14 protein-coding genes are annotated in these 19,231 nt (G+C 69.7%); 6 read left to right on the forward strand and 8 right to left on the reverse strand.

All coding sequences use genetic code 11. The annotated features are described in order from the left end of the window. Nucleotides 1–115: 115 nt before the first annotated feature. The 3 genes from folP to J7495_RS15730 are packed head-to-tail and all read right to left on the reverse strand — an operon-like array spanning nucleotide 116 to nucleotide 2,937. Entirely contained in the window at nucleotides 116–1,201 is a 1,086-nt protein-coding gene (folP, locus tag J7495_RS15720) for a dihydropteroate synthase (protein WP_294057676.1), read from the reverse strand. 42 nt (nucleotides 1,202–1,243) lie between these two features. Continuing rightward, the gene (locus J7495_RS15725; RefSeq protein WP_294057678.1) at nucleotides 1,244–2,512 is read right to left on the reverse strand and encodes an MFS transporter; all 1,269 of its coding nucleotides are present in this window, start codon (nucleotides 2,510–2,512) and stop codon (nucleotides 1,244–1,246) included. Further along, nucleotides 2,509–2,937, reverse strand: coding sequence for a MarR family winged helix-turn-helix transcriptional regulator (locus J7495_RS15730; protein WP_294057680.1), 429 nt, complete (start codon nucleotides 2,935–2,937; stop codon nucleotides 2,509–2,511). The genes J7495_RS15725 and J7495_RS15730 overlap by 4 nt, the downstream gene beginning before the upstream one ends. 183 nt (nucleotides 2,938–3,120) lie before the next feature. Here J7495_RS15730 and J7495_RS15735 point away from each other — a divergent pair, with 183 nt between their 5' ends. Further along, complete coding sequence (locus J7495_RS15735) at nucleotides 3,121–5,076, forward strand: oligopeptide transporter, OPT family (RefSeq protein ID WP_294057681.1); 1,956 nt, start codon at nucleotides 3,121–3,123, stop codon at nucleotides 5,074–5,076. A 169-nt stretch (nucleotides 5,077–5,245) separates the two neighbouring features. Here the strand turns inward: J7495_RS15735 and J7495_RS15740 are convergent, their stop codons facing one another. The 3 genes from J7495_RS15740 to queF all read right to left on the reverse strand — a co-directional run bounded on the left by J7495_RS15740 (nucleotide 5,246) and on the right by queF (nucleotide 9,429). Further along, entirely contained in the window at nucleotides 5,246–6,526 is a 1,281-nt protein-coding gene (locus tag J7495_RS15740) for a glycoside hydrolase family 130 protein (protein WP_294057683.1), read from the reverse strand. A 42-nt stretch (nucleotides 6,527–6,568) separates the two neighbouring features. After that, nucleotides 6,569–8,845: a glycosyltransferase gene (locus J7495_RS15745; RefSeq protein ID WP_294057684.1), complete on the reverse strand. Its 2,277-nt coding sequence runs from the start codon at nucleotides 8,843–8,845 to the stop codon at nucleotides 6,569–6,571. A gap of 137 nt (nucleotides 8,846–8,982) precedes the next feature. Continuing rightward, the gene (gene queF, locus J7495_RS15750) at nucleotides 8,983–9,429 is read right to left on the reverse strand and encodes a preQ(1) synthase (protein WP_294057685.1); all 447 of its coding nucleotides are present in this window, start codon (nucleotides 9,427–9,429) and stop codon (nucleotides 8,983–8,985) included. Between the two features lie 54 nt (nucleotides 9,430–9,483). Here queF and J7495_RS15755 point away from each other — a divergent pair, with 54 nt between their 5' ends. The 4 genes from J7495_RS15755 to J7495_RS15770 are packed head-to-tail and all read left to right on the forward strand — an operon-like array spanning nucleotide 9,484 to nucleotide 14,006. Continuing rightward, nucleotides 9,484–10,344, forward strand: coding sequence for a sulfurtransferase (locus tag J7495_RS15755; RefSeq protein ID WP_294057686.1), 861 nt, complete (start codon nucleotides 9,484–9,486; stop codon nucleotides 10,342–10,344). Then, nucleotides 10,341–11,528, forward strand: coding sequence for a cystathionine beta-lyase (metC, locus tag J7495_RS15760; protein ID WP_294057687.1), 1,188 nt, complete (start codon nucleotides 10,341–10,343; stop codon nucleotides 11,526–11,528). The genes J7495_RS15755 and metC overlap by 4 nt, the downstream gene beginning before the upstream one ends. After that, nucleotides 11,528–12,820, forward strand: a complete 1,293-nt coding sequence (locus J7495_RS15765) for a mechanosensitive ion channel domain-containing protein (protein WP_294057817.1) — start codon at nucleotides 11,528–11,530, stop codon at nucleotides 12,818–12,820. Before metC ends, J7495_RS15765 begins: the two co-directional genes overlap by 1 nt. Nucleotides 12,821–12,866: 46 nt before the next feature. Further along, the gene (locus J7495_RS15770) at nucleotides 12,867–14,006 is read left to right on the forward strand and encodes a GNAT family N-acetyltransferase (protein ID WP_294057689.1); all 1,140 of its coding nucleotides are present in this window, start codon (nucleotides 12,867–12,869) and stop codon (nucleotides 14,004–14,006) included. A gap of 127 nt (nucleotides 14,007–14,133) precedes the next feature. On the opposite strand, the gene J7495_RS15775 is transcribed toward J7495_RS15770, so the two are convergent. Further along, on the reverse strand, nucleotides 14,134–16,032 hold the full coding sequence (locus J7495_RS15775) for a hypothetical protein (protein ID WP_294057691.1): 1,899 nt from the start codon (nucleotides 16,030–16,032) through the stop codon (nucleotides 14,134–14,136). Between the two features lie 68 nt (nucleotides 16,033–16,100). After that, nucleotides 16,101–17,858 carry a hypothetical protein gene (locus J7495_RS15780; protein ID WP_294057692.1) on the reverse strand — a complete coding sequence of 586 codons (1,758 nt, stop codon included), beginning with the start codon at nucleotides 17,856–17,858 and terminating at the stop codon, nucleotides 16,101–16,103. 101 nt (nucleotides 17,859–17,959) lie between these two features. Between J7495_RS15780 and J7495_RS15785 the strand changes: the two genes are divergently transcribed. After that, the gene (locus tag J7495_RS15785; RefSeq protein WP_294057693.1) at nucleotides 17,960–19,168 is read left to right on the forward strand and encodes a glycosyltransferase family 2 protein; all 1,209 of its coding nucleotides are present in this window, start codon (nucleotides 17,960–17,962) and stop codon (nucleotides 19,166–19,168) included. Nucleotides 19,169–19,231: the final 63 nt, after the last annotated feature.

Here is a 19,231-nt window from a genome sequence, read left to right on the forward strand (position 1 = left end):
CCGCAGCCGCTCCCACTGATCGTCTCGAAGCACTTCGCCTTCCACGCCAGCCTCCAAAAGCCAGCGTTGAATCAGAACTCCCCACTAAAGGGAATCCCTAAATCGTCACCACATCCTAGCGCGCGACCAGCGCGGCGTCGCGCATGCCGCGCCAGACGCGCAGCGCCTGCACCGTCTCGAACACGTCGTGCACCCGCACCAGTTGCGCGCCCTGCTCGGCCCCCTTGAGCGCCAGCGCCACCGACCCGCCGAGGCGCGCCTCGGCGGGCGCTTCGTTCGACAGCGCGCCGATCATCCGCTTGCGGCTCGCCCCGACCACGATCGGGCAGCCGATCCCGTGGAACAGCGACAGCCCGTTCAGCAGCGCGAGATTATCCGCGAGCGACTTGCCGAAGCCGATCCCCGGATCGACGAGGATCTTCGACCGCTCGACCCCCGCCGCCGCCACTTCGGCCACGCGCCGCTCGAGCCAGTCGTAGACGTCGAGCAGCACGTCGCCGTAGCTGCCGCCCATCACGCCGCCGTGCGGTCCCTTGGCGGGGTCGGGCGAATGCATCAGCACCACCGGGCAGCCCGCGCGCGCCACCACGTCGAGCCCGCGCGGATCCCAGAGCAGCGCCGCGACATCGTTGACGACGTGCGCTCCGGCCCGCAGCGCCGCTTCCATCACCTCGGCCTTGCGCGTGTCGACCGAGACGATCGCGCCCGAGCCCGCGAGCCGCTCGATCGCGGGGAGCACGCGCGCGATCTCGTCGCCTTCCCAGACCTCCTCGGCGCCCGGCCGCGTCGATTCGCCGCCGACGTCGACCACCGCAGCGCCGTGGATCGTCATGTCGACGCCCGCCTGCGCTGCCGCGGCGAGGTCGCCCGCATGCTTGCCGCCGTCGGAGAAACTGTCGGGCGTCAGGTTGAGGATGCCCATCACCTGCGGCTGGTCGAAGCGCAGCACGCGCGTGCCGAGCGTCAGCGCCGGGCGCCGGGCGGTCACGCGCTCCGCGATCGGCATGAGCAGCTCGGCCTCGGGCAGGTCTGCCAGCACCGCGACCGGCACGGTGCGCTTGGTGATGCCGCCACCCTCGCGGGCGATCCATTCCCAGGCAGCGAACCAGCCGAGCCCGCCCGCGAGCCGCGCGACCTCGCCGTCGCGCCCCACCGGCGTGTCGACGAACTGCACGGGGCGGAGATAGTGTCTGGCGGCCATGGCCGCGGCTCTAGAGCATCCGCGGTTCGCTTGCGATAGCCGCTACGCCACCGCCAGCCGCCGCGCGCGCTGCACGCCCGTCGCGACGAACATCGCCGCCGCGACCAGCCCGAACAGCCCGGCGATCACGAACGCCGGCGTGTAGCTCCCCCAGCCCTGGCGGATCACGCCCGCGCCCAGCGCCGCGGTGGCCGCGCCGATTTGGTGGCCGGTGAGGATCCAGCCGAACAGGATCGGCGCGTCGCGCTCGCCGAAGGCCTGGTTGGCGAGCTTCATCGTCGGCGGCACCGTCGCGATCCAGTCGAGCCCGTAGAGGATCGCGAACAGCGTGAGGCTCACCGTGCCGAAGTCGATGAAGGGCAAGGCGATCAGCGAGAGCCCGCGCAGGCCGTAATAGACCGCGAGCAGCTTGCGCGGATCATAGCGGTCGGTCAGCCAGCCCGAGGCGGTGGTGCCGATCAGGTCGAACAACCCCATCAGCGAGAGCAGCCCGGCCGCGGCGACCGGCGCGATGCCGTGGTCGCCGCAGAAGGCGATGAGGTGCGTGCCGACCAGCCCGTTGGTGGTGAGCCCGCAGATGAAGAAGGTCGCGAAGAGCAGCCAGAACATCGGCACGCGCGCGGCGCGGAACAGTGCCTCGAAGGCGATCATCGGCGTCGCCGCCTGCTTCATCGGCGGCGCAGGGGGTGTGTCCGGATGCTCGCCGTAGCGGCGGGCGTGGACGTCGGCCGGGCACTCCGGGACGAGGAAGAGCACCAGCGGGATCAGCGCAGCGCTCGCGATCGCGACGGCGAGCGCCACCGGTCGCCACTCGGCGCCGCGCGAGAGCCAGGCGAGCAGCGGCAGGAAGATCAACGCCCCGGTCGCGGTGCTCGCCGAGAGCACGCCCATCATCAGTCCCTGGCGCGCGGCGAACCAGCGGTTGACCACTGCCGCGCCGAGCACCGCGGCGATCGCGCCGGTGCCGATCCCCGAAGCGACGCCCCAGCTCAGCAGATAGTGCCAGGGCTCGCGCATCCACAGGCTGGAGAGCGTCGCGCAGGCGATCAGCACGAGCCCGCCGAGCATCGTCTTGCGGATGCCGACCGCCTGCATCAGCGCCGCGGCGAAGGGGCCGACGAGGCCGTAGAGGAAGATGCCGACCGCGGCGGAGAAGGAGATGGTCGCGAGGTCCCAGCCGAAGCGGAGCTGGAGCGGCACGAGCATCACGCCCTGCGCCGAGCGAGCGCCCGCCGAGACGAGCAGTGCGACGAAGGTCACCGCGGCGACGAGGAAGGGCCAGGCGCGGGGCGGCAGCGGCAGGCGGATCATTGCGCGATCTCGACGGTCTCGGCGAGCAGCGTGCGCAGCTCCGCCCATCTTGCTTCGCCCAGCGCTTCGGTCATCCGCTGCTGCGTGCCTTCCCAGCGCTCGACCGCCGAGTCGAGCACCGCGGCGCCGGCAGGCGTGAGCAAGGCGAGCTTGGCCTTGCCCGCGCCGGCCGCGACCGTCACCCAGCCGCGCCGCTCGAGCGGCTCGAGCGTGCGGTAGAGCGAGGTGCGCTCGAGCACGAGCTGGTCCGCCAGCCGGCTGAGCGGCACCGTCTCCGCGCGGGCGATGTGCCGCAGGATCGCGAACTGCACCGTGGTCATCCCCGCCGGATGCAGCGCCTCGTCATAGACGCGCGTCACGGCGCGCGACGCCTTGCGCAGCGCCGTGCACAGGCAGGGGCCGAGGGCTTCGGATACATGATGCATATACATCATATGCCATGCGCCGGCGGCTGGGTCAACAACCAACCGTCATCCCGGCGAAAGCCGGGACCCAGGGCCTCGAGCGACGTCCTCTGTAACCCTGGGTCCCGGCTTTCGCCGGGATGACGGTGGAAGGGATGGTAAAAACGCTGTTCTACCCCCGCAACTCTATGCCATCCCCTGCCGATGGCCACCCCTGCACCCGCCCGCCCGATCGCCGAGCTCACCGTCCGCGGCATCCTGCTCGGCGGGCTGATCACGCTGCTGTTCACCGCGGCGAACGTCTACCTCGGGCTCAAGGTGGGGCTCACCTTCGCGACCTCGATCCCCGCCGCGGTGATCTCGATGGCGCTGCTGCGCTTCCTGCCCAACGCCTCGATCCTCGAGAACAACATCGTCCAGACGATCGCCAGCGCCGCGGGCACGCTCGCCGCGATCATCTTCGTGCTGCCGGGGCTGATCATGATCGGCTGGTGGCAGGGCTTTCCCTTCGTCACCACCGCGGCGATCACCATGCTCGGCGGCATCCTCGGCGTGATGTTCTCGGTGCCGCTGCGCCGCGCGCTCGTCATCGACTCGCCCGAGCTGCCCTATCCCGAGGGCCGCGCCGCCGCCGAGGTGCTCGAGGTCGGCTCGGGGTCGCGCGCAGGCGCTGCCGAGAGCCTGCAGGGGCTGTGGCTGATGATCTGGGCGAGCATCGCCTCGGCCGGCTTCGCGATCCTCACCCAGATGAAGCTCGCCGCAGCCGAGGCCTCGGTCTGGTTTCGCGCCGGCGCGGGCGCGACGGGGATTTCTGGCGGCCTCTCCTTCGCATTGTTCGGTGTCGGCCACCTCGTCGGCATCTCGGTGGGCGCGGCGCAGTTCGTCGGGCTGATCACCGGCTGGTGGATCCTGCTGCCGATCCTGACCGCCGCGCACCCGATCGCCGGCGAGCCCGAGGTGTGGGCCAACACCGTGTTCCGCGCCGACGTCCGCTTCTTCGGCGCGGGCGTGATCGGCGTCGCGGCGGTGTGGACGCTGATCAAGATCGCAGGGCCCGTGGTCGGCGGTGTCCGCTCGGCGCTGGCGGCGAGCGCGGCGCGGCGCGGCGGCGAGGCGCTGGCGCTCACCGAGCGCGACCTGCCCTTCGGCATCGTCCTGCTCGGCTCGCTCGCGCTGCTCGTCCCGATCGCCTGGCTGCTGTGGGACGTGATCGCCGGCGGACCGCTCGCGGGATCGGCGGCGCTGCTGATCGGCGGCGCGCTGGTGTTCGTGCTGGTGATCGGGCTGCTGATCGCCTCGGTGTGCGGCTACATGGCCGGCCTCATCGGCGCGTCCAACTCGCCGGTCTCGGCGATCGGCATCCTCTCGGTGCTCGCTGCCTCGCTGATGCTCGCGGGGCTGTTCGGCCGCGACAATCCGCCCGAGACCACCCAGGCGCTGATCGCCTATGCCCTCATCGTCACCGGCGTCGTGTTCGGCGTCGCGACGATCTCGAACGACAACCTCCAGGACCTGAAGACCGGCCAGCTCGTTGGCGCGACGCCGTGGAAGCAGCAGGTGGCGCTGGTGATCGGCGTCGTCTTCGGCAGCCTGGTGGTGCCGCCGGTGCTCAACATCCTCAACACCGGGATCGGCTTCGCGGGCGCCCCCGGCGCGGGCCCCGACGCGCTCGCCGCGCCCCAGGCAGGGCTGATCTCGGCGCTGGCGAAAGGCGTGCTCGGCGGCGACCTCAACTGGCCGATGCTCGGCTATGGCGCGCTCGCGGGCGTGGGCTTCATCGTCGCCGACGCCCTGCTCGGCAAGCTCAAGCTGCTCCGCCTGCCGCCGCTCGCGATCGGGATCGGCATCTACCTGCCGATGGCGGTGATCCTGCCGACCGCGCTCGGCGCGGTCACCGGCTGGTTCTACGACCGCTGGGCCGATCGCACCGCCGATCCGGAGAAGGCCCGGCGGATGGGCGTGCTCACCGCCACGGGCATGATCGTCGGCGAGAGCCTATGGGGCGTCGCCTTCGCGGGCATCGTCGGCGCGACCGGCAAGGATTCGCCGCTCGCGATCGTCGGCGACGGCTTCGCCCAGCCCGCGCTGATCGGCGGGACCGTCTTCTTCATCGTGCTGACCGCGCTGCTGTATACGCGCACCCGCAAGGTCGCGCAGTGATCTACTCGCCTAATACAGTTTACACGATTGACACCGAGAATGTGAAAAAACGCCGTTCGTCATAAGCAAACGCGAACCGTTCCGGCGTGGCCGCTGGCGTGGATCGACGATGCGAAAGAGCAACGCGACGCTCGCACCTCGAATCCAATTTTGCAATCGAAGCGCGCGCCTACATCAGCTCGAGCAGCGACTCGATATCGACGAACGCGAAGGCCACCGAACTGTCCGCCACGCCGTAGGGGATGAACAGCTTGTCGCCGTGGCGCAGCGCCCCGCAGGTGTAGACGACGTTGGGCACATAGCCTTCGCGATCCTGGTCGGCGGCGGCGAGGATCGGCTCCGGCGTGCGGCCGATCACCTTCGAGGGATCGTGCTTGTCGAGCAGCGCCGCGCCGATCGAATATTTCCGCATCGCGCCGACGCCGTGGGTGAGCACCAGCCAGCCCTCGTCGAGCTCGATCGGCGGGCCGCAATTGCCCATCTGGACGAGCTCCCAGGGGTAGAGCGGCGTGAGCAGCTTCTCGCCGCCTTCCCAATGGGTGATCGAGTCCGAGGAATGGAGGAAGATGTTCTCGCCGTCCTGGCGGCCGAGCATCATGTAGCGCCCGCCGATCTTGCGCGGGAAGAGCGCCATGCCCTTGTTGCGCGCCGCGCCGCCGGTCATCGGCACGAGGTCGAACGAGCGCCAGTCGCGCGTGCGCAGCAGCTCGGACTGGATCTGCGAGCCGTTGTAGGCGGTGTAGGTGCCGATCCACTCCTGGCTGCCGTCGTCGTGGTGGAAATGGCAGATGCGCAGATCCTCGAGACCGTTCGACTGCGCCTTGGTGATCGGGAAGATGACGGTGCCCGACAGCGTCGAATCGCGGTGGCGATAGACTGTCACCGGCCCCTCGGGGATGTGCTCCTCGTCCTCATGCGCGTCGGCGGCGGTGGCGAAGGGCGGCTCGGGCGCGAGCGTCATGTCGCTGCCGTCGGTGATGATCCCCTCGCGGAAGGCGACCGAGCTGATATGCCCCTCGCCCACCGCGCGCAGGCTCATCAGGATGCGGAGCGACCCCTTGGGCATGCCGCTCTGGTCGTAGTGCGGCACTGCGCTCGGGTTCATCAGCGCGGCGGCGGCATAGCTGTATTCGTGGCAGAAATAGGCGCCGATCAGCTGGCGCTTCTCGTCGCCGATCGCCGCGCCGTCGAGCCCGAGCAGCGTCTCGATCTCGTCGTAGCGCGTCATGAACACGCGGCGCGTCTGCCAGTGGCGCGCCTCGAAGTCCTTGAGCACGATCTCGAGCTGCGTCCGCGCCTCGCCCGGCGACATGTCGAGCACTTCCTTCACCAGCCGCTCGGTGCGGCTGGGCGCCGTGCCGTTGGCCGCCCAGGCGATGTGGAAGGGCCGCACCACCACGCGCGAAGGATCGGCCTTCAATCGCAGGCTGTGGGTGACCAAATCGAGCATCCGTGCGCCCCCGAACCTTAACCCAGGTGGCGCCAGAACTGGTCAGGCCACCGCTCGTTCTGGTCCTGCCATGTTTTTCGCACGCTTTAAAAGCCCAGAAATCGCGCAATTCGCCAGCTGGAGCGCCAAAATCGACTCGGCGCCCTGGTTTCGGTTCAGGCCGTGCGGCATCAGCCCGTCGAAGCAGCCGCCGTCCTGCGGCGAGGCGAGCGGCAGGTCGAGGTCGTTGACCCCGAGATACCAATTGTACGCGCGCATCGCTTCCCTCGCCCAGAAGGGTTCGTCGGTGGCGGCGAGCGCGGCGATGCAGGCGTCGACGGTCGCCTGCGCCTCGAGCGGCTGCTGGTCGAACGGCAGCGGATCGGCATAGGGCCGGCCGAAGCTCTCGGTCCCCACCGCGCGGAAGCAACCCTCGGGCGAAGTCTGGCGCGACACGATCCATTCGAGCGTCTCGAGCCCGACGCTGGTGAACTCGCTGCGACCGAGCACCGCGCCGGCGCGGAGCAGCGCCTCGGGCAGGCGGGCGTTGTCATAGGCGAGGACGATCTCGAACCATTGCCATTCGGGCCGGCGCGCGGTGTCGAGCAGCGCGATCAGCTGCTCGCCGAACTGCGTGAGGATCTGGCGCGAGAGCGCGTGGCCAGGGTGCGCCTCGGCCGTCGCCGCCGCGCCGAGCATCGCGAACGCCTGCGCGCGCGGGCTGCCGAGCTCGAAGGCGATCGGCGCGGTGATGTCGAACAGGTTCGAGGCCCAGTCGCGATGCTTCTGCGCGCGGGCGTCGCGCGCCGTCACGCCGAGCGACCAGAGCGCGCGGCCGTTCGAATCCTCGGAGCCCGAATCCTCGCACCAGCTGCGGTCGAACGCCATGAAGTTGCGGAAGCGCCGGAGGTCCGGGTTCCAGGCGTGCTGGACGAAGCTGGCGTAGACGCTGGTCCATTTCTCGCGCGTCGCTTCGTCGATCGTGTCGAGCTTCGACATCAGGATCAGCGCGCGGGCGTTGTCGTCGATGCAATAGCCGTGGCGGCGATCGGGCACCGAATAGATCGAGTGCTGGAGCATGCCGGTCGCGTCGCTCATCCGCTCGACGGCGCTGAGATCGGGGGCGAGCGCGACGGGGTCAGCCGCCGCCTTTCCCTTGGCGATGCGCCGCGGCCGCGCAGCGAGCGCCGCCTCGATCACGCCGCGCGCCGCTTCGGCGAGCCGCGGCCAGATCATCGTCCGCCCGCGCGCATAGGCCCGCTCGGAAAGCGCACGCCGCGCGGCGGGGTCGGCGAGCAACCCGATAATCTCGCGCGCGAAGCCCTTGCTGTCGTTGAAGCCGACGAGCACGCCATGGCCGTCGTCGAGGATCTCGGTGGCATGGACATAGGGCGTCGAGATCACCGCCTTGCCGACGCCCACCGCATAGGAGAGCGTGCCCGAGGTGATCTGGGCGGGATTGGTATAGGGCGTGGCGTAGATGTCCGCCGCCTGGAGATAGTCGAGCAGTTCCCCATTCTCGACGAAGCCGTCGATGAAGGCGACGTGGTGGGCGACGCCCCTCGCCTCGGCGAGCGCCTTCAGCCGATCGCGATAGGCCTCGCCTTCGTGAGCGACGAGATTGGGATGCGTCGCGCCGAGCACGACGTAGAGCGCCTCCGGGCGCGCGGCGACCACCTCGGGCATCGCTTCGATGATCGTCTCGATCCCCTTGTTGGGCGCAAGCAGCCCGAAGGTGAGGATCACTTCGCGGCCCTGCCAGCCGAACCCGGGCTTGAGCGTGCCGGGATCGACGAAGACGCGGTCGGGCACGCCGTGCGGGATCATCGCGATGCGGCGGTCGTCGGCATTGTGGACGCGGCGGAGGATGTCGCGGCCGCGCTCGGCCATCACGATCACCTTGGACGCGCGCGCGAGCAGCGCGTCCATCACCCGGCGCTCCTCGGCGCTCGGATTCTCGAGCACGGTGTGGAGCGTCGCGATCACGGGGATCGTCAGCCGGTCGAGCAGCGCGATCAGATAGTCGCCCGCCGAGCCGCCGAAGATGCCATATTCATGCTGGACCCACACCGCCTGCGCGCCGCTCGCCTCGATCGCGCGCGCGGCCTCGAGATAGGCGCTGCGCTCGTTCTGCGGGATCGCGCGGGTGACTTCGGCCGGATAGTCGTAGCGGCCGGGGTGGTCGTCCATCGCATAGACGTCGACCTGGAGCTCGGGAAAGCGGGCCTTGAGCGCGAGGAACGTGTCGGTCGTGTATGTTGCGATGCCGCACTTTCGCGGCAGATAATTCCCGATCAGCGCCAGATGCCGGAACGCGGGACCCTGGGTCGTGGACGCCATTGCTGTCCTTTCTTTATCGCAACTTACACAGGCCAGACGGCCCATTCCCCCGTCTCAACTCCCCTTCGGCGATTCAGTTTCCATCTTGCTGCAATGCACAATGATATACCTGCGACGAGCCGCTGTAAATCATTCGTTCAGCCGCGTCCGCGGTACCCCGCGACTCCCTGGTCGGGCACCCAGACGCCATCGGGCACTGCGCCCGACTGCCAGAAGACGTCAATCGGAATCCCGCCGCGCGGGTACCAATAGCCACCGATCCGGAGCCATTCGGGCTTCATCTCGTCGAACAGCCGCTGGCCGATGCCGACGGTGCAATCCTCGTGGAAGCCGGCGTGGTTGCGAAAGGCTCCCAGGAACAGCTTGAGCGACTTCGATTCGACGATGCGCTCGCCGGGCACATAGTCGATCACGAGGTGGGCGAAATCGGGCTGGCCGGTGACCGGGCAGAGCGAAGTGAACTCGGGCGCGGCGAAGCGCACGAGGTAGCGCGTGCCGGCGCGCGGATTGGGCACATAGTCGAGGACCGCCTCTTCCGGCGAAGCGGGGAGCGCGCTGGCTTTTCCGAGATGCTGGGTTTCCATCGGCGCCATGTAGGCGTTTGCGCCCGCCTTTGCATCCATCTAGGAGCTAAGCCCATGGAAGCCCTTGTGACGACCGAATGGCTGGCCGGCGAGATCGGCAGCCCCGACCTTGCCCTGCTGGATGCGAGCTACACATCGACGATCCCCGGGACGATCCCGGGATCGCCGCCGAGCGATCCCCGCGCGGCCTTCGAGGCGGGCCATATCCCCGGCGCACGCTTCCTCGACCTCGACACGCTGCGCGATCCGCTGAACCCGCTGCCGTCGACCGTGCCGAGCGCCGAGGCGATCGCCGAGCGGCTGGGCTCGCTGGGCGTGACGCCCGAGATGCGCGTGCTGCTCTACGACGACGGCGGCCACCACACCGCCTGCCGTGCCTGGTGGCTGCTGCGGATCGCCGGGGTCGACGCCTCGATCCTCGACGGCGGCATTCCGAAGTGGATCGCCGAGGGCCGCCCGCTCGAACAGGGCACGGCGGAGGGCGACGGCACCACCTTCCCCGTACGCCCGGCGATCGGCCAGCTGCGCACGCTCGACCAGATGCGCGCCAACCTCAAGAGCCGCGCCGAGCAGGTCGCCGACGCACGCTCGGCGGCGCGGTTCAGCGGCGACGAGCCCGACCCGCGCCCCGGCTGCGCGCCCGGCCATATCCCCGGCTCGCGCAACATCCCCTCGGGCCGTTTCTTCAACGCGGACGGCACCTGGAAGCAGGGCGCCGCGCTCGAAGCCGTGTTCGCCGAGGCCGGGATCGATCCGGCGCGGCCGTTCGTCGCGACCTGCGGCTCGGGGATCACCGCGGCGATCATCGTGTTCGGCGCACACCTGCTCGGCCATGAGGCGGCGCTCTACGACGGCAGCTGGACCGAATGGGGCACGACCGCCGACACGCCCAAGCACCTGGGGGCCGTGGCGTGAGCGAGGAGGAGAAGGACGCGACGCGCCTCGTCGAGGCCGGGCGGCGCAAGGAATGGACGCAGGGCATCGTCAACCCGCCGGTGTGGCGCGCGTCGACGATCCTCTACGACAGCGTCGCCGAGCTGCGCGCGCGCGGCGCGGCCGACACGCACCACAAGCTCTTCTACGGCCGCCGCGGCACGCCGACGCAATGGTCGCTCGCCGATGCGCTGACCGCGATGGAGCCGGGCGCCGAGGCGACGCTGCTCTACCCTTCCGGCGTCGCCGCGGTCGCTTCGGCGCTGCTCGCGGTGCTCTCGCCCGGTGACGAGCTGCTGCTCGCGGACAGCGTCTATGATCCGACGCGCAACCTCGCCAACGGCCTGCTCAAGCGGATGGGGATCGCGACGACCTTCTACGATCCGATGATCGGCGAGGGCATCGCGAGCCTCGTCACCGAGCGGACCCGGGCGATCTTCCTCGAAAGCCCCGGCAGCCTGACCTTCGAAGTGCAGGACCTGCCCGCGATCGTGGGCGTGGCGAAGGACAAGGGGCTCGTCACGCTGCTCGACAACACCTGGGCGACGCCGCTGCTGCTCCCGGCGATCGGCATGGGGATCGATTATTCGATCCTCGCCTGCACCAAATACATCGGCGGCCATTCGGACGTGATGCTCGGCTCGGTCACCGCGGCGCGGGGGAAATACCAGCAGTTGCGCGCCACGACCTACCAGCTCGGCCAATGCGCCTCGCCCGACGATGCGTTCCTCGGCTCGCGCGGGCTGCGCACGCTCGCCGTCCGGATGAAGCAGCATGGCGAGGCGGCGCTCCAGGTTGCCGAGTGGCTCAAGTCGCGCCCCGACGTCGCGCGGGTGCTCCACCCGGCGCTGCCCGACTGCCCGGGCCACGAGATCTTCCACCGCGACTTCAAGGGCGCCGCGGGGCTGTTCTCCTTCGTGCTCAAGGGTGGCAACGACGCCGCGCGCGCCGCGCTGATCGACGGGCTCGAGCATTTCGGCATCGGCTACAGCTGGGGCGGCTACGAGAGCCTCGCGATCCCCGTCGATCCCAGCAGCTACCGCAGCGTGACGCGCTGGGAAGCCGAGGGGCCGGTGGTCCGCCTCCAGATCGGGCTCGAGGATCCCGACGACCTGATCGCCGACCTCGAGGCCGGGCTCGCGCGCTTCCGGGCGCTCGCGGGATGATGCAGGACCTCGCCCAATGGCTCGCCGGCAACGGCATGGCGATGCCGAGCCAGGGCGAGATCATCCAGGCCGCCGTCGCCTATGCCCTCGCCGCCGTCGCGCTCGCCGCCGGCTGGCTCGCGGGCGACCGGCTCGGCCATCCGCTCTCCGCCGCCTGGGAGAAGCATGTCGGCGCCTCGGCCGAGGGGCTGGCGCCGCGGATGTGCAAGATCAGCCAGCACGGCACTGCGGCGATCCTGCTCGCGCTCGTGTTCAACGCCCAGTCCTGGCAACCGCTCGCGGCCTTCGGGCTGGGGTTGGCGCTGGGCGTTTCGGTGGCCCTGCTGGTCAAGGCGGTGCTGCGCGGGCTGCACCTGCCGGTCTGGGCAGCCTGGAGCATGGCGGCGCTCGCCTTCACCGCGATCCTCAGCCGGGCGATGCACGGGCTCGATTCGATCCGCAACACGCTGGGCCGGGTCGGCTTCACCGTCGGGATGCGCGAGGTCAGCCTGCTCAACGTGCTGACCTTCCTGATCACCGCGGTGATCCTGTTCGCGGCGGTGCGGCTGATCAACCGCGTCGTCGCGCACCTCATCCGCCGCTCGAAGACCTTCGACCCGACGCAGAAGCTGCTGTTCGAGAAGCTCGCCGGGATCGCGGTGGTGGTGGTCGCCTTCTTCGTGGGCATCGACCTGCTGCGCATCGACCTGACCGCCTTCACGGTCTTCACCGGCGCCTTCGGGCTCGCGGTGGGCTTCGGCATGCAGAAGACGATCGGCAACCTCATCGCCGGGATCATCCTGCTGATGGACCGATCGGTGAAGCCCGGCGACGTGATCGTGGTGGGCGACAGCTTCGGCTGGGTGAACAAGATCGGCGTGCGCGCGGTCTCGGTGGTGACGCGCGACGGCAAGGAACATCTGATTCCCAACGAGGACCTGATGACCCGCGAGGTCGAGAACTGGTCCTACACCGATCGCAACGTCCGCGTCCGCGTGCCGGTGACCGTCGCCTACAGCTGCGACCTGAAGCTCGCCCAGTCGCTGATGCTCCAGGCCGCCAAGGACAGCCCGCGCGTGCTCGACACGCCCAAGTCCAACGTCTGGCTGACCGCGTTCGGACAGACGGGCGTCGAGCATGAAATCCTCGTCTGGATCAGCGACCCCGAGAGCGGGGTGGGCAACGTCAAGAGCGACGTGCTCAACCGGCTGTGGCTGCTGTTCAAGGAACACGGCATCGAAGTGCCCTATCCGGTGCGCGACATCCGGGTGCGCGAATGGCCGGGCGCCGCACCCGAGGGCACGAAAGACTGATCGGCCCCATTGCCGAATCCCGGGGGCAGACCTTATTTTGTCGCTCGTGCCCCCCTCCCCCGTGACCGCGCGTATCGCCGATGGAGTCGGCTCGATCCCACCGGCGGAGTGGGATGCCTGCGCCGGTACCGGCAATCCGTTCCTCAGCCATGCCTTCCTGTCGATCCTCGAGGCCTCGGGGTCGGTCGGGCCGAACACCGGCTGGCAGTCGCTGCCGATCGTGATCACTGCCGCCGACGGCAAGGCAGGCGCGATCGCGCCGGCCTATGGCAAGACACACAGCCAGGGCGAATATGTCTTCGACCACAGCTGGGCCGACGCCTGGGAGCGCGCGGGCGGGCATTATTATCCCAAGATCCAAGTCGCGGTGCCCTTCACCCCCGTGCCCGGCCCGCGGCTGCTGCTGCGCGACGCCGCGCTCGCGCCGGCGCTGATCGCCGGGATCGAAGCGGTGACCGACCAGAACCGCCTTTCCTCGGCGCACGTCACCTTCGTCGAGGAAGGCCAGCTGCCGCTGTTCGAGCAGGCCGGCTGGCTGGTCCGCTCGGGCACGCAATTCCATTGGCAGAACCACGGCTATGGCGACTTCGGCGACTTCCTCGGCGAGCTCGCCAGCCGCAAGCGCAAGGCGATCCGCCGCGAGCGCGAGCGCGCGGTCGAGGGGATCACCATCCGCCATCTGACCGGCGCCGAGATCGGCGAAGCGCATTGGGACGCCTTCTGGGCCTTCTACCAGGACACCGGCAGCCGCAAATGGGGCCGGCCCTACCTCACCCGCGAATTCTTCTCGCTGCTGGGCGCGGCGATGGCCGACAAGGTGCTGCTGATCTTCGCCGAGCGGGGCGGTGTCGCCATCGCCGGCGCGCTCAACCTGATCGGCGCCGACACGCTCTACGGCCGCTATTGGGGCGCGGTCGAGGAAGTGCCCTTCCTCCATTTCGAGCTCTGCTACTATCAGGCGATCGACGCCGCGATCGCGCGCGGCCTTTCGCGAGTCGAGGCCGGCGCTCAGGGCGAGCACAAGCTGGCGCGCGGCTATGCGCCGGTGACGACCTGGTCGGCGCACTATCTCCCCGATCCGGGCTTCCGCAGCGCGGTTGCCGAGTTCCTCGAGCGCGAGCGGATGGCGGTCGAGCAGGAGCAGGAATTCCTCGGCGAGCTGACGCCGTTCCGGCGCGAGGGGTAGCGGGCGATCGATTTCGATCGAACCCCGCCCGTCATCCCGGCGAAAGCCGGGACCCAGGGCCACGAGCGACGCCCTCTGCAACCCTGGGTCCCGGCTTTCGCCGGGATGACGATGGATTGATCGAACCTCAGTCCTGAGGGTGCGGCTCGGCCGCCTCAGGCGCCACCCCGGGCGCTTCAGTCGGCGTCGGGCGCGGCTTGGGCCGGGCCTTGGGCTTCACGACCTTCTTCACCGGGCACGGCTTGCCGCGATGACACTTCTTCTTTTTCTTCTTCGGCTTGGGCGTCTCGGTCGGCGTCGGCGTGGGAGCCGGGGCGCGGATGATCTTGATCGGCTTGAGCTCGATGCCGACGGTGTTGCCCGGATAGCGGCCGTCGCCGTGGATCTCGAGATAGGCCATCGGCTTGGGCACCGGCAGCCCTGCGGGCACCGCGGGGGGGATCGCGCGATCGACCTTGAACACCGCGCTCGATCCGTCGCGCCAGATCGGGATCAGCCCGCGCTCGAGCTTGTGGTCGTAGGCGGGCGGGCGGATCACCCAGACATAGTCGAACGCGTCGCGCGGGAAGCGCGTCAGGCTGATGTCGATCGGCTTCCACCATTCGCGCGGGCATTGCTTGTCGGTGACGATCTGCGACGCGTCATGGACGAAGCGCTTGCCCACGTCGCCGCGCGGCCGGTCCATCAGGTAGCGCACCGTCAGCAGCTGCCCGCCCGCCATCGACCATTGGTCGTTGGTATAGGCCAGCCGCCGCTCGAGCGCGAGCGCGGGGACGTGCTGGAGGCGCGTCATCCGCCACTCGTTGTAGCAGGTCTCGCCGACGAAGGTGATCAGCCGCGCGCCGACCGGCACATGGTCGAGCGCCTTCAGCTCGCGGTCGTAGCTCGCGTCGTAGAGCGCGAACGACCAGGTCGTCGCGACGATGCGCGCCGCGAAGAAGGCGAGGCCGAGCACCGCCACCACCGCGGTGCCGCGGATCGACAGGCCGGGCTTGGGCCGGATCGCGATGATCGCGATGGCGATGAGGAACGGCACCAGCCGCATGTCGGCATAGGCGGACCCGAACACGATCCGCGGCAGCAGGATGTAGACCAGCAGCAGGAAGATCGCCGAAAGTGCGAGGTTGCGCGAATATTGGATGTTCGGGTCGCGGATCGCCTTGAACATCAGCAGGAAGATCACCCCGACCGAGGCGATGTCGAACAGCTGCCAGCGGTCGCGGAACACCTGGGTGACCCAGAGGATCTTGGCGCGCCAGTTGAACCAGTCGCCGGTCTCGCCGGTCACTGCGCCGCTGCGCCAGGCGAGCATCAGCAGCAGCGGGAAGGCGAGCGACAGGCACTGCACGCCGGCGAAGAACCAGGGGACGATCCAGGCGTCGAACACGCCGGGCCAGCCCTGGCGCGCGGTCTGGCGGCGCAGGTCGTGCTGGCGGATCAGCTCGGCCGAGAAGGCGAGCACGCCGAGCGTCCCCCAGCCGAAGGCGTGCGCCACCCAGATCGCGATCGAGATCGGCACGAACAGCGCCGCGCGCAGCCTGAACCTGCCCAGCCGCCCGAGCCGCAGCCAGAAGCCGAAGGCGAGCAGCGCGAACGCCATCGACAGCGCGAAATTGACGAAGCCGAAGTGGAAGGGGAACGCATAGGCGAGCGGCAGCGCGAACAGCGCAGTCGCCGGGATGCGGCCATGCACTTCGCGCGCGATCCACAGCAGGCCCGCGACGGTCATCGCGGGGATCGCCATCACGATCAGCTTCACCGCGAGCTCGAGCCCGAAGATCTTGGAAAGCGGGATGACGAGCAGGTCGACGCCGAGGTTGCCGATCAGCATCCAGCGGAAGTCATACCATTCGGCAAGCCAGGGATAGCGCCACCCGTCGAGCTGGACGCGGTAGCGCCCCATGTGCCCGGGCAGGTCGACGAGCGGCGGGATGTCGGGCCAGACCAGCGGCAGCATCGCGAAAAGCGTCGCCGCCAGCACGAACCATCGTGTCTGCCACCACTGCCGCGCGTCGCCCCTGTTCATCGGCGCGCTTCTAGGGCGAGCAGGGGCGCCCCCGCAAGCCGGTGCGGCGGCGATTCACCGCGTTCGCCTCAGTGGACGCGGTAGAGCCGGATCGATCCGCCGGTCGGGATGCGCTCGAGCCAGGCCGGCGCGGGGCCGTCGCCCTCGAGCTGCTCGGCGAGGCTGCCCTTGCGATAGGGCGCCATGCCGTCCTCGCGCAGGTTCTCGGGGCAGATCGCGACATAGTCGATCCCCCATTGGTGCGCGAGCTTCTCGGACCGGGCGGCGGGCGAGAGGAAGAAACGGTACATGGCCAGATTCCCGCTGTTGTTGCGATGGTAGACCGACGCGACGATGTGGTGGTTCGACATGCCGGTGAGGTAGGCGCCGAAATCGAGCGGCGCGATGATCGTGCCGGTGGGCTGCGCCGCCACCGCCTTGAGCGGCGCGGCGAGGATGCAGAGCGGGCGGTCGCGCTTCTCGGCGATCGCCTTGGTGACGTGGACGGTGTCGATCTCGAGCCCGAGATAGTTCCACACGATGCCCGCGCCGATCGTCCAGATCGCCAGCCGCCGCCCGAGCCCCTGCGCGTGGACGAGCGCCACCGCGAAGGGAATCGCCGCGAAGCCGGCGACGATGTAGGTCACGCGGATCGCGAGCACCGCCGCGACGGTGGAGAGCGCGAGGAAGATCGCGAAGGTCCGCCACTTCGGGTCGCGCAGCCGCGGCAGCACCAGCAGCCCGCCGGCCAGCGCGAGCCCGCCATAGGCGACGGTGGTGCCGATCGTGTCCTGGCCGAAGAACAGGTCGCGCGCCTCGCCGACGTTGCGCATCCAGACGTGCTGGAGGAACGGATCGAGCGCGCCATAGGGGCCCGAGAGGCACACCGGGGAAGTCTTGTAGGTCAGCGCCGCCGCGGCCGCGCCGAGCACCGCGGCCACCGCGAGTCGCGGCTTCCAGCCGGCCGTCCGCGTGCCCGCCAGCCCGAGCAGCAGCCAGGCTCCCGCGAGCACCAAGGTGCCGCGCGAGGAGGCGGGGGTGAAGCCGTCGCACCATTGCTCGGGCCAGACCGTGGGGCGCATGAAGGCGAGCAGGAACAGGGTGACGCCGCCCAGCGCGACCGCGAAGCCGAGCGCGCGCCGGTCCTCGTCGCGCCCGCCGGCCAGCCAGGCCAGGCCCATCGCCGCCACCGCCGCGAGGATCTCGGGCGCCGATTCGAGCCCGATCGCGAGGCTGATCGCCGTCGCGAAGCCGACCACCGCGCCGCTCCGCCGGCCGGGCGCGGCGATCAGCGCGTCGACGAGCAGGAAGCAGAGGACGATCTGCAGCGCATGGTGATCGATCCGCCCCGGGATGAACAGGCTGATCGTCGGAAAGGCGATCGCGGCGAGCAGCAGCGCGGGGATCGCGACGCGCTCGCCCGCCAGCCGCCGCGCGATCCGCACGGCGAGCAGCAGATAGGCGTAGAAGAGCATCGCCGGCCAGGCGATCACCATGACGATCTCGGCGCCGGTCTGCCCCATGAGCGGACGCAGCAGCACGATCAGCGCGGCGGGCACGAGATCGGGGATGCGCGACCAATGCATCGACGATCCGCCCGGCGGGCCGACGCGATATTGCATCAGGTCGTTGAACCCCTGGCCGTTCAGCCAGTCGCGGATCTGCGCGAGTCGCGCCATGTCGTCGTTGTCGGGCAGGCGCAGCGCGAGCAGGTTGCTCCAGTCGCGCGCGGCCCAGGCGGCGGCGAGCAGCAGGGTCATCGCCAGCGCGAGCCACGGCACGAGGCGCGCGGGCGTGCGCGGTTCGGCGGAAGCGGCCAAGGGCGTGGCGGTCGCGGCGCTGGTCATCGGCGCCCTGATGCCTTCATTCGGCTTAAAATTGTGTTTCGGCGTTAACCAGATTTTTTCACGAGCGGGGCCAGAAGCGGGCACGTTTCCCAGGAGAGCCCATGGCTGCCCAGCCCGCGTTTCGTGCCCAAGTCCCTAACGCCCAGCCCCCGCTGGCGGCGGACGAGGTCGAGCTGTCGATCGTCATGCCTTGCCTCAACGAGGCGGAGACGATCGCCGCCTGCATCATCAAGGCAAACGCCTTCCTCGAATCGCACGGCCTCAGCGGCGAAGTGGTGATCGCCGACAACGGCTCGACCGACGGTTCGCAGCACATCGCCGAATCGCTCGGCGCGCGCGTCGTGCCGGTGCCGGACCGCGGCTATGGCGCGGCGCTGATCGGCGGGATCGCCGCGGCGCGCGGCCGCTACATCGCGATGGGCGACGCCGACGACAGCTACGACTTCGGCTCGCTGATGCCCTTCGTCGAGGAACTGCGCGAAGGCGCCGAGCTCGTCATGGGCAATCGCTTCCAGGGCGGGATCGCCCCCGGCGCGATGCCGCCGCTCCACAAATATCTCGGCAATCCGGTGCTGAGCCTGCTCGGCCGCGTCTTCTTCGACGTGGGCATCGGCGACTTCCACTGCGGCCTGCGCGCCTTCCGCCGCGACGCGATCCGGCGGCTCGGCCTCGCCGCGCCGGGCATGGAATTCGCGAGCGAGATGGTGGTCAAGGCCGCGATCGAGAAGCTCGACATCCGCGAGGTTCCCACCACGCTCCAGCCCGACGGCCGCAGCCGCCCGCCGCACCTGCGCACCTGGCGCGACGGCTGGCGACACCTGCGCTTCCTGCTCACCTATGCGCCCAAGTGGCTGTTCCTCTACCCCGGCCTCGCGCTCGCGCTGATCGGCATGGGGGTGATGATCGGCCTCGCGCCGGGCGACGCGCGCATCGGAGGAGTCGAGCTCGGCGTCCACACGATGATCTTCGCGGCGATGGCAGTGCTGATGGGCTCGCAGCTCGTCGGCCTCGCGGTGATGGCGCGGCGCTACGGCGTGATCGCGGGCATGTGGCCCGAGACCGGCGTGATGCGCGCGGTGCGCAACTGGTTCACGGTCGAACGCGCCTGCCTCGCCGGCGGGGCGATGCTCGCGCTGGGGCTCGGCGGCGGGATCACCGCGACCTCGATCTGGGCGTCGAGCGGCTTCGGCGCGCTCGATCCGACCGCGCTGATGCGGCTGACCATCCCCTCGGTAGTGCTCGCCTGCGTCGGGCTGCAGACGGCGGTGACCGCTTTCTTTATCGGGCTGCTCGACCAGCCTCGGCGCTAGGCCGGATCGACGTTCAGAACCGCGGGTTGGTCCTCCCCGGCAAGCCCATCGTCACCCCGGCCT

Source organism: Sphingomonas sp. (assembly GCF_017745215.1).
GTDB lineage: Bacteria > Pseudomonadota > Alphaproteobacteria > Sphingomonadales > Sphingomonadaceae > Sphingomonas.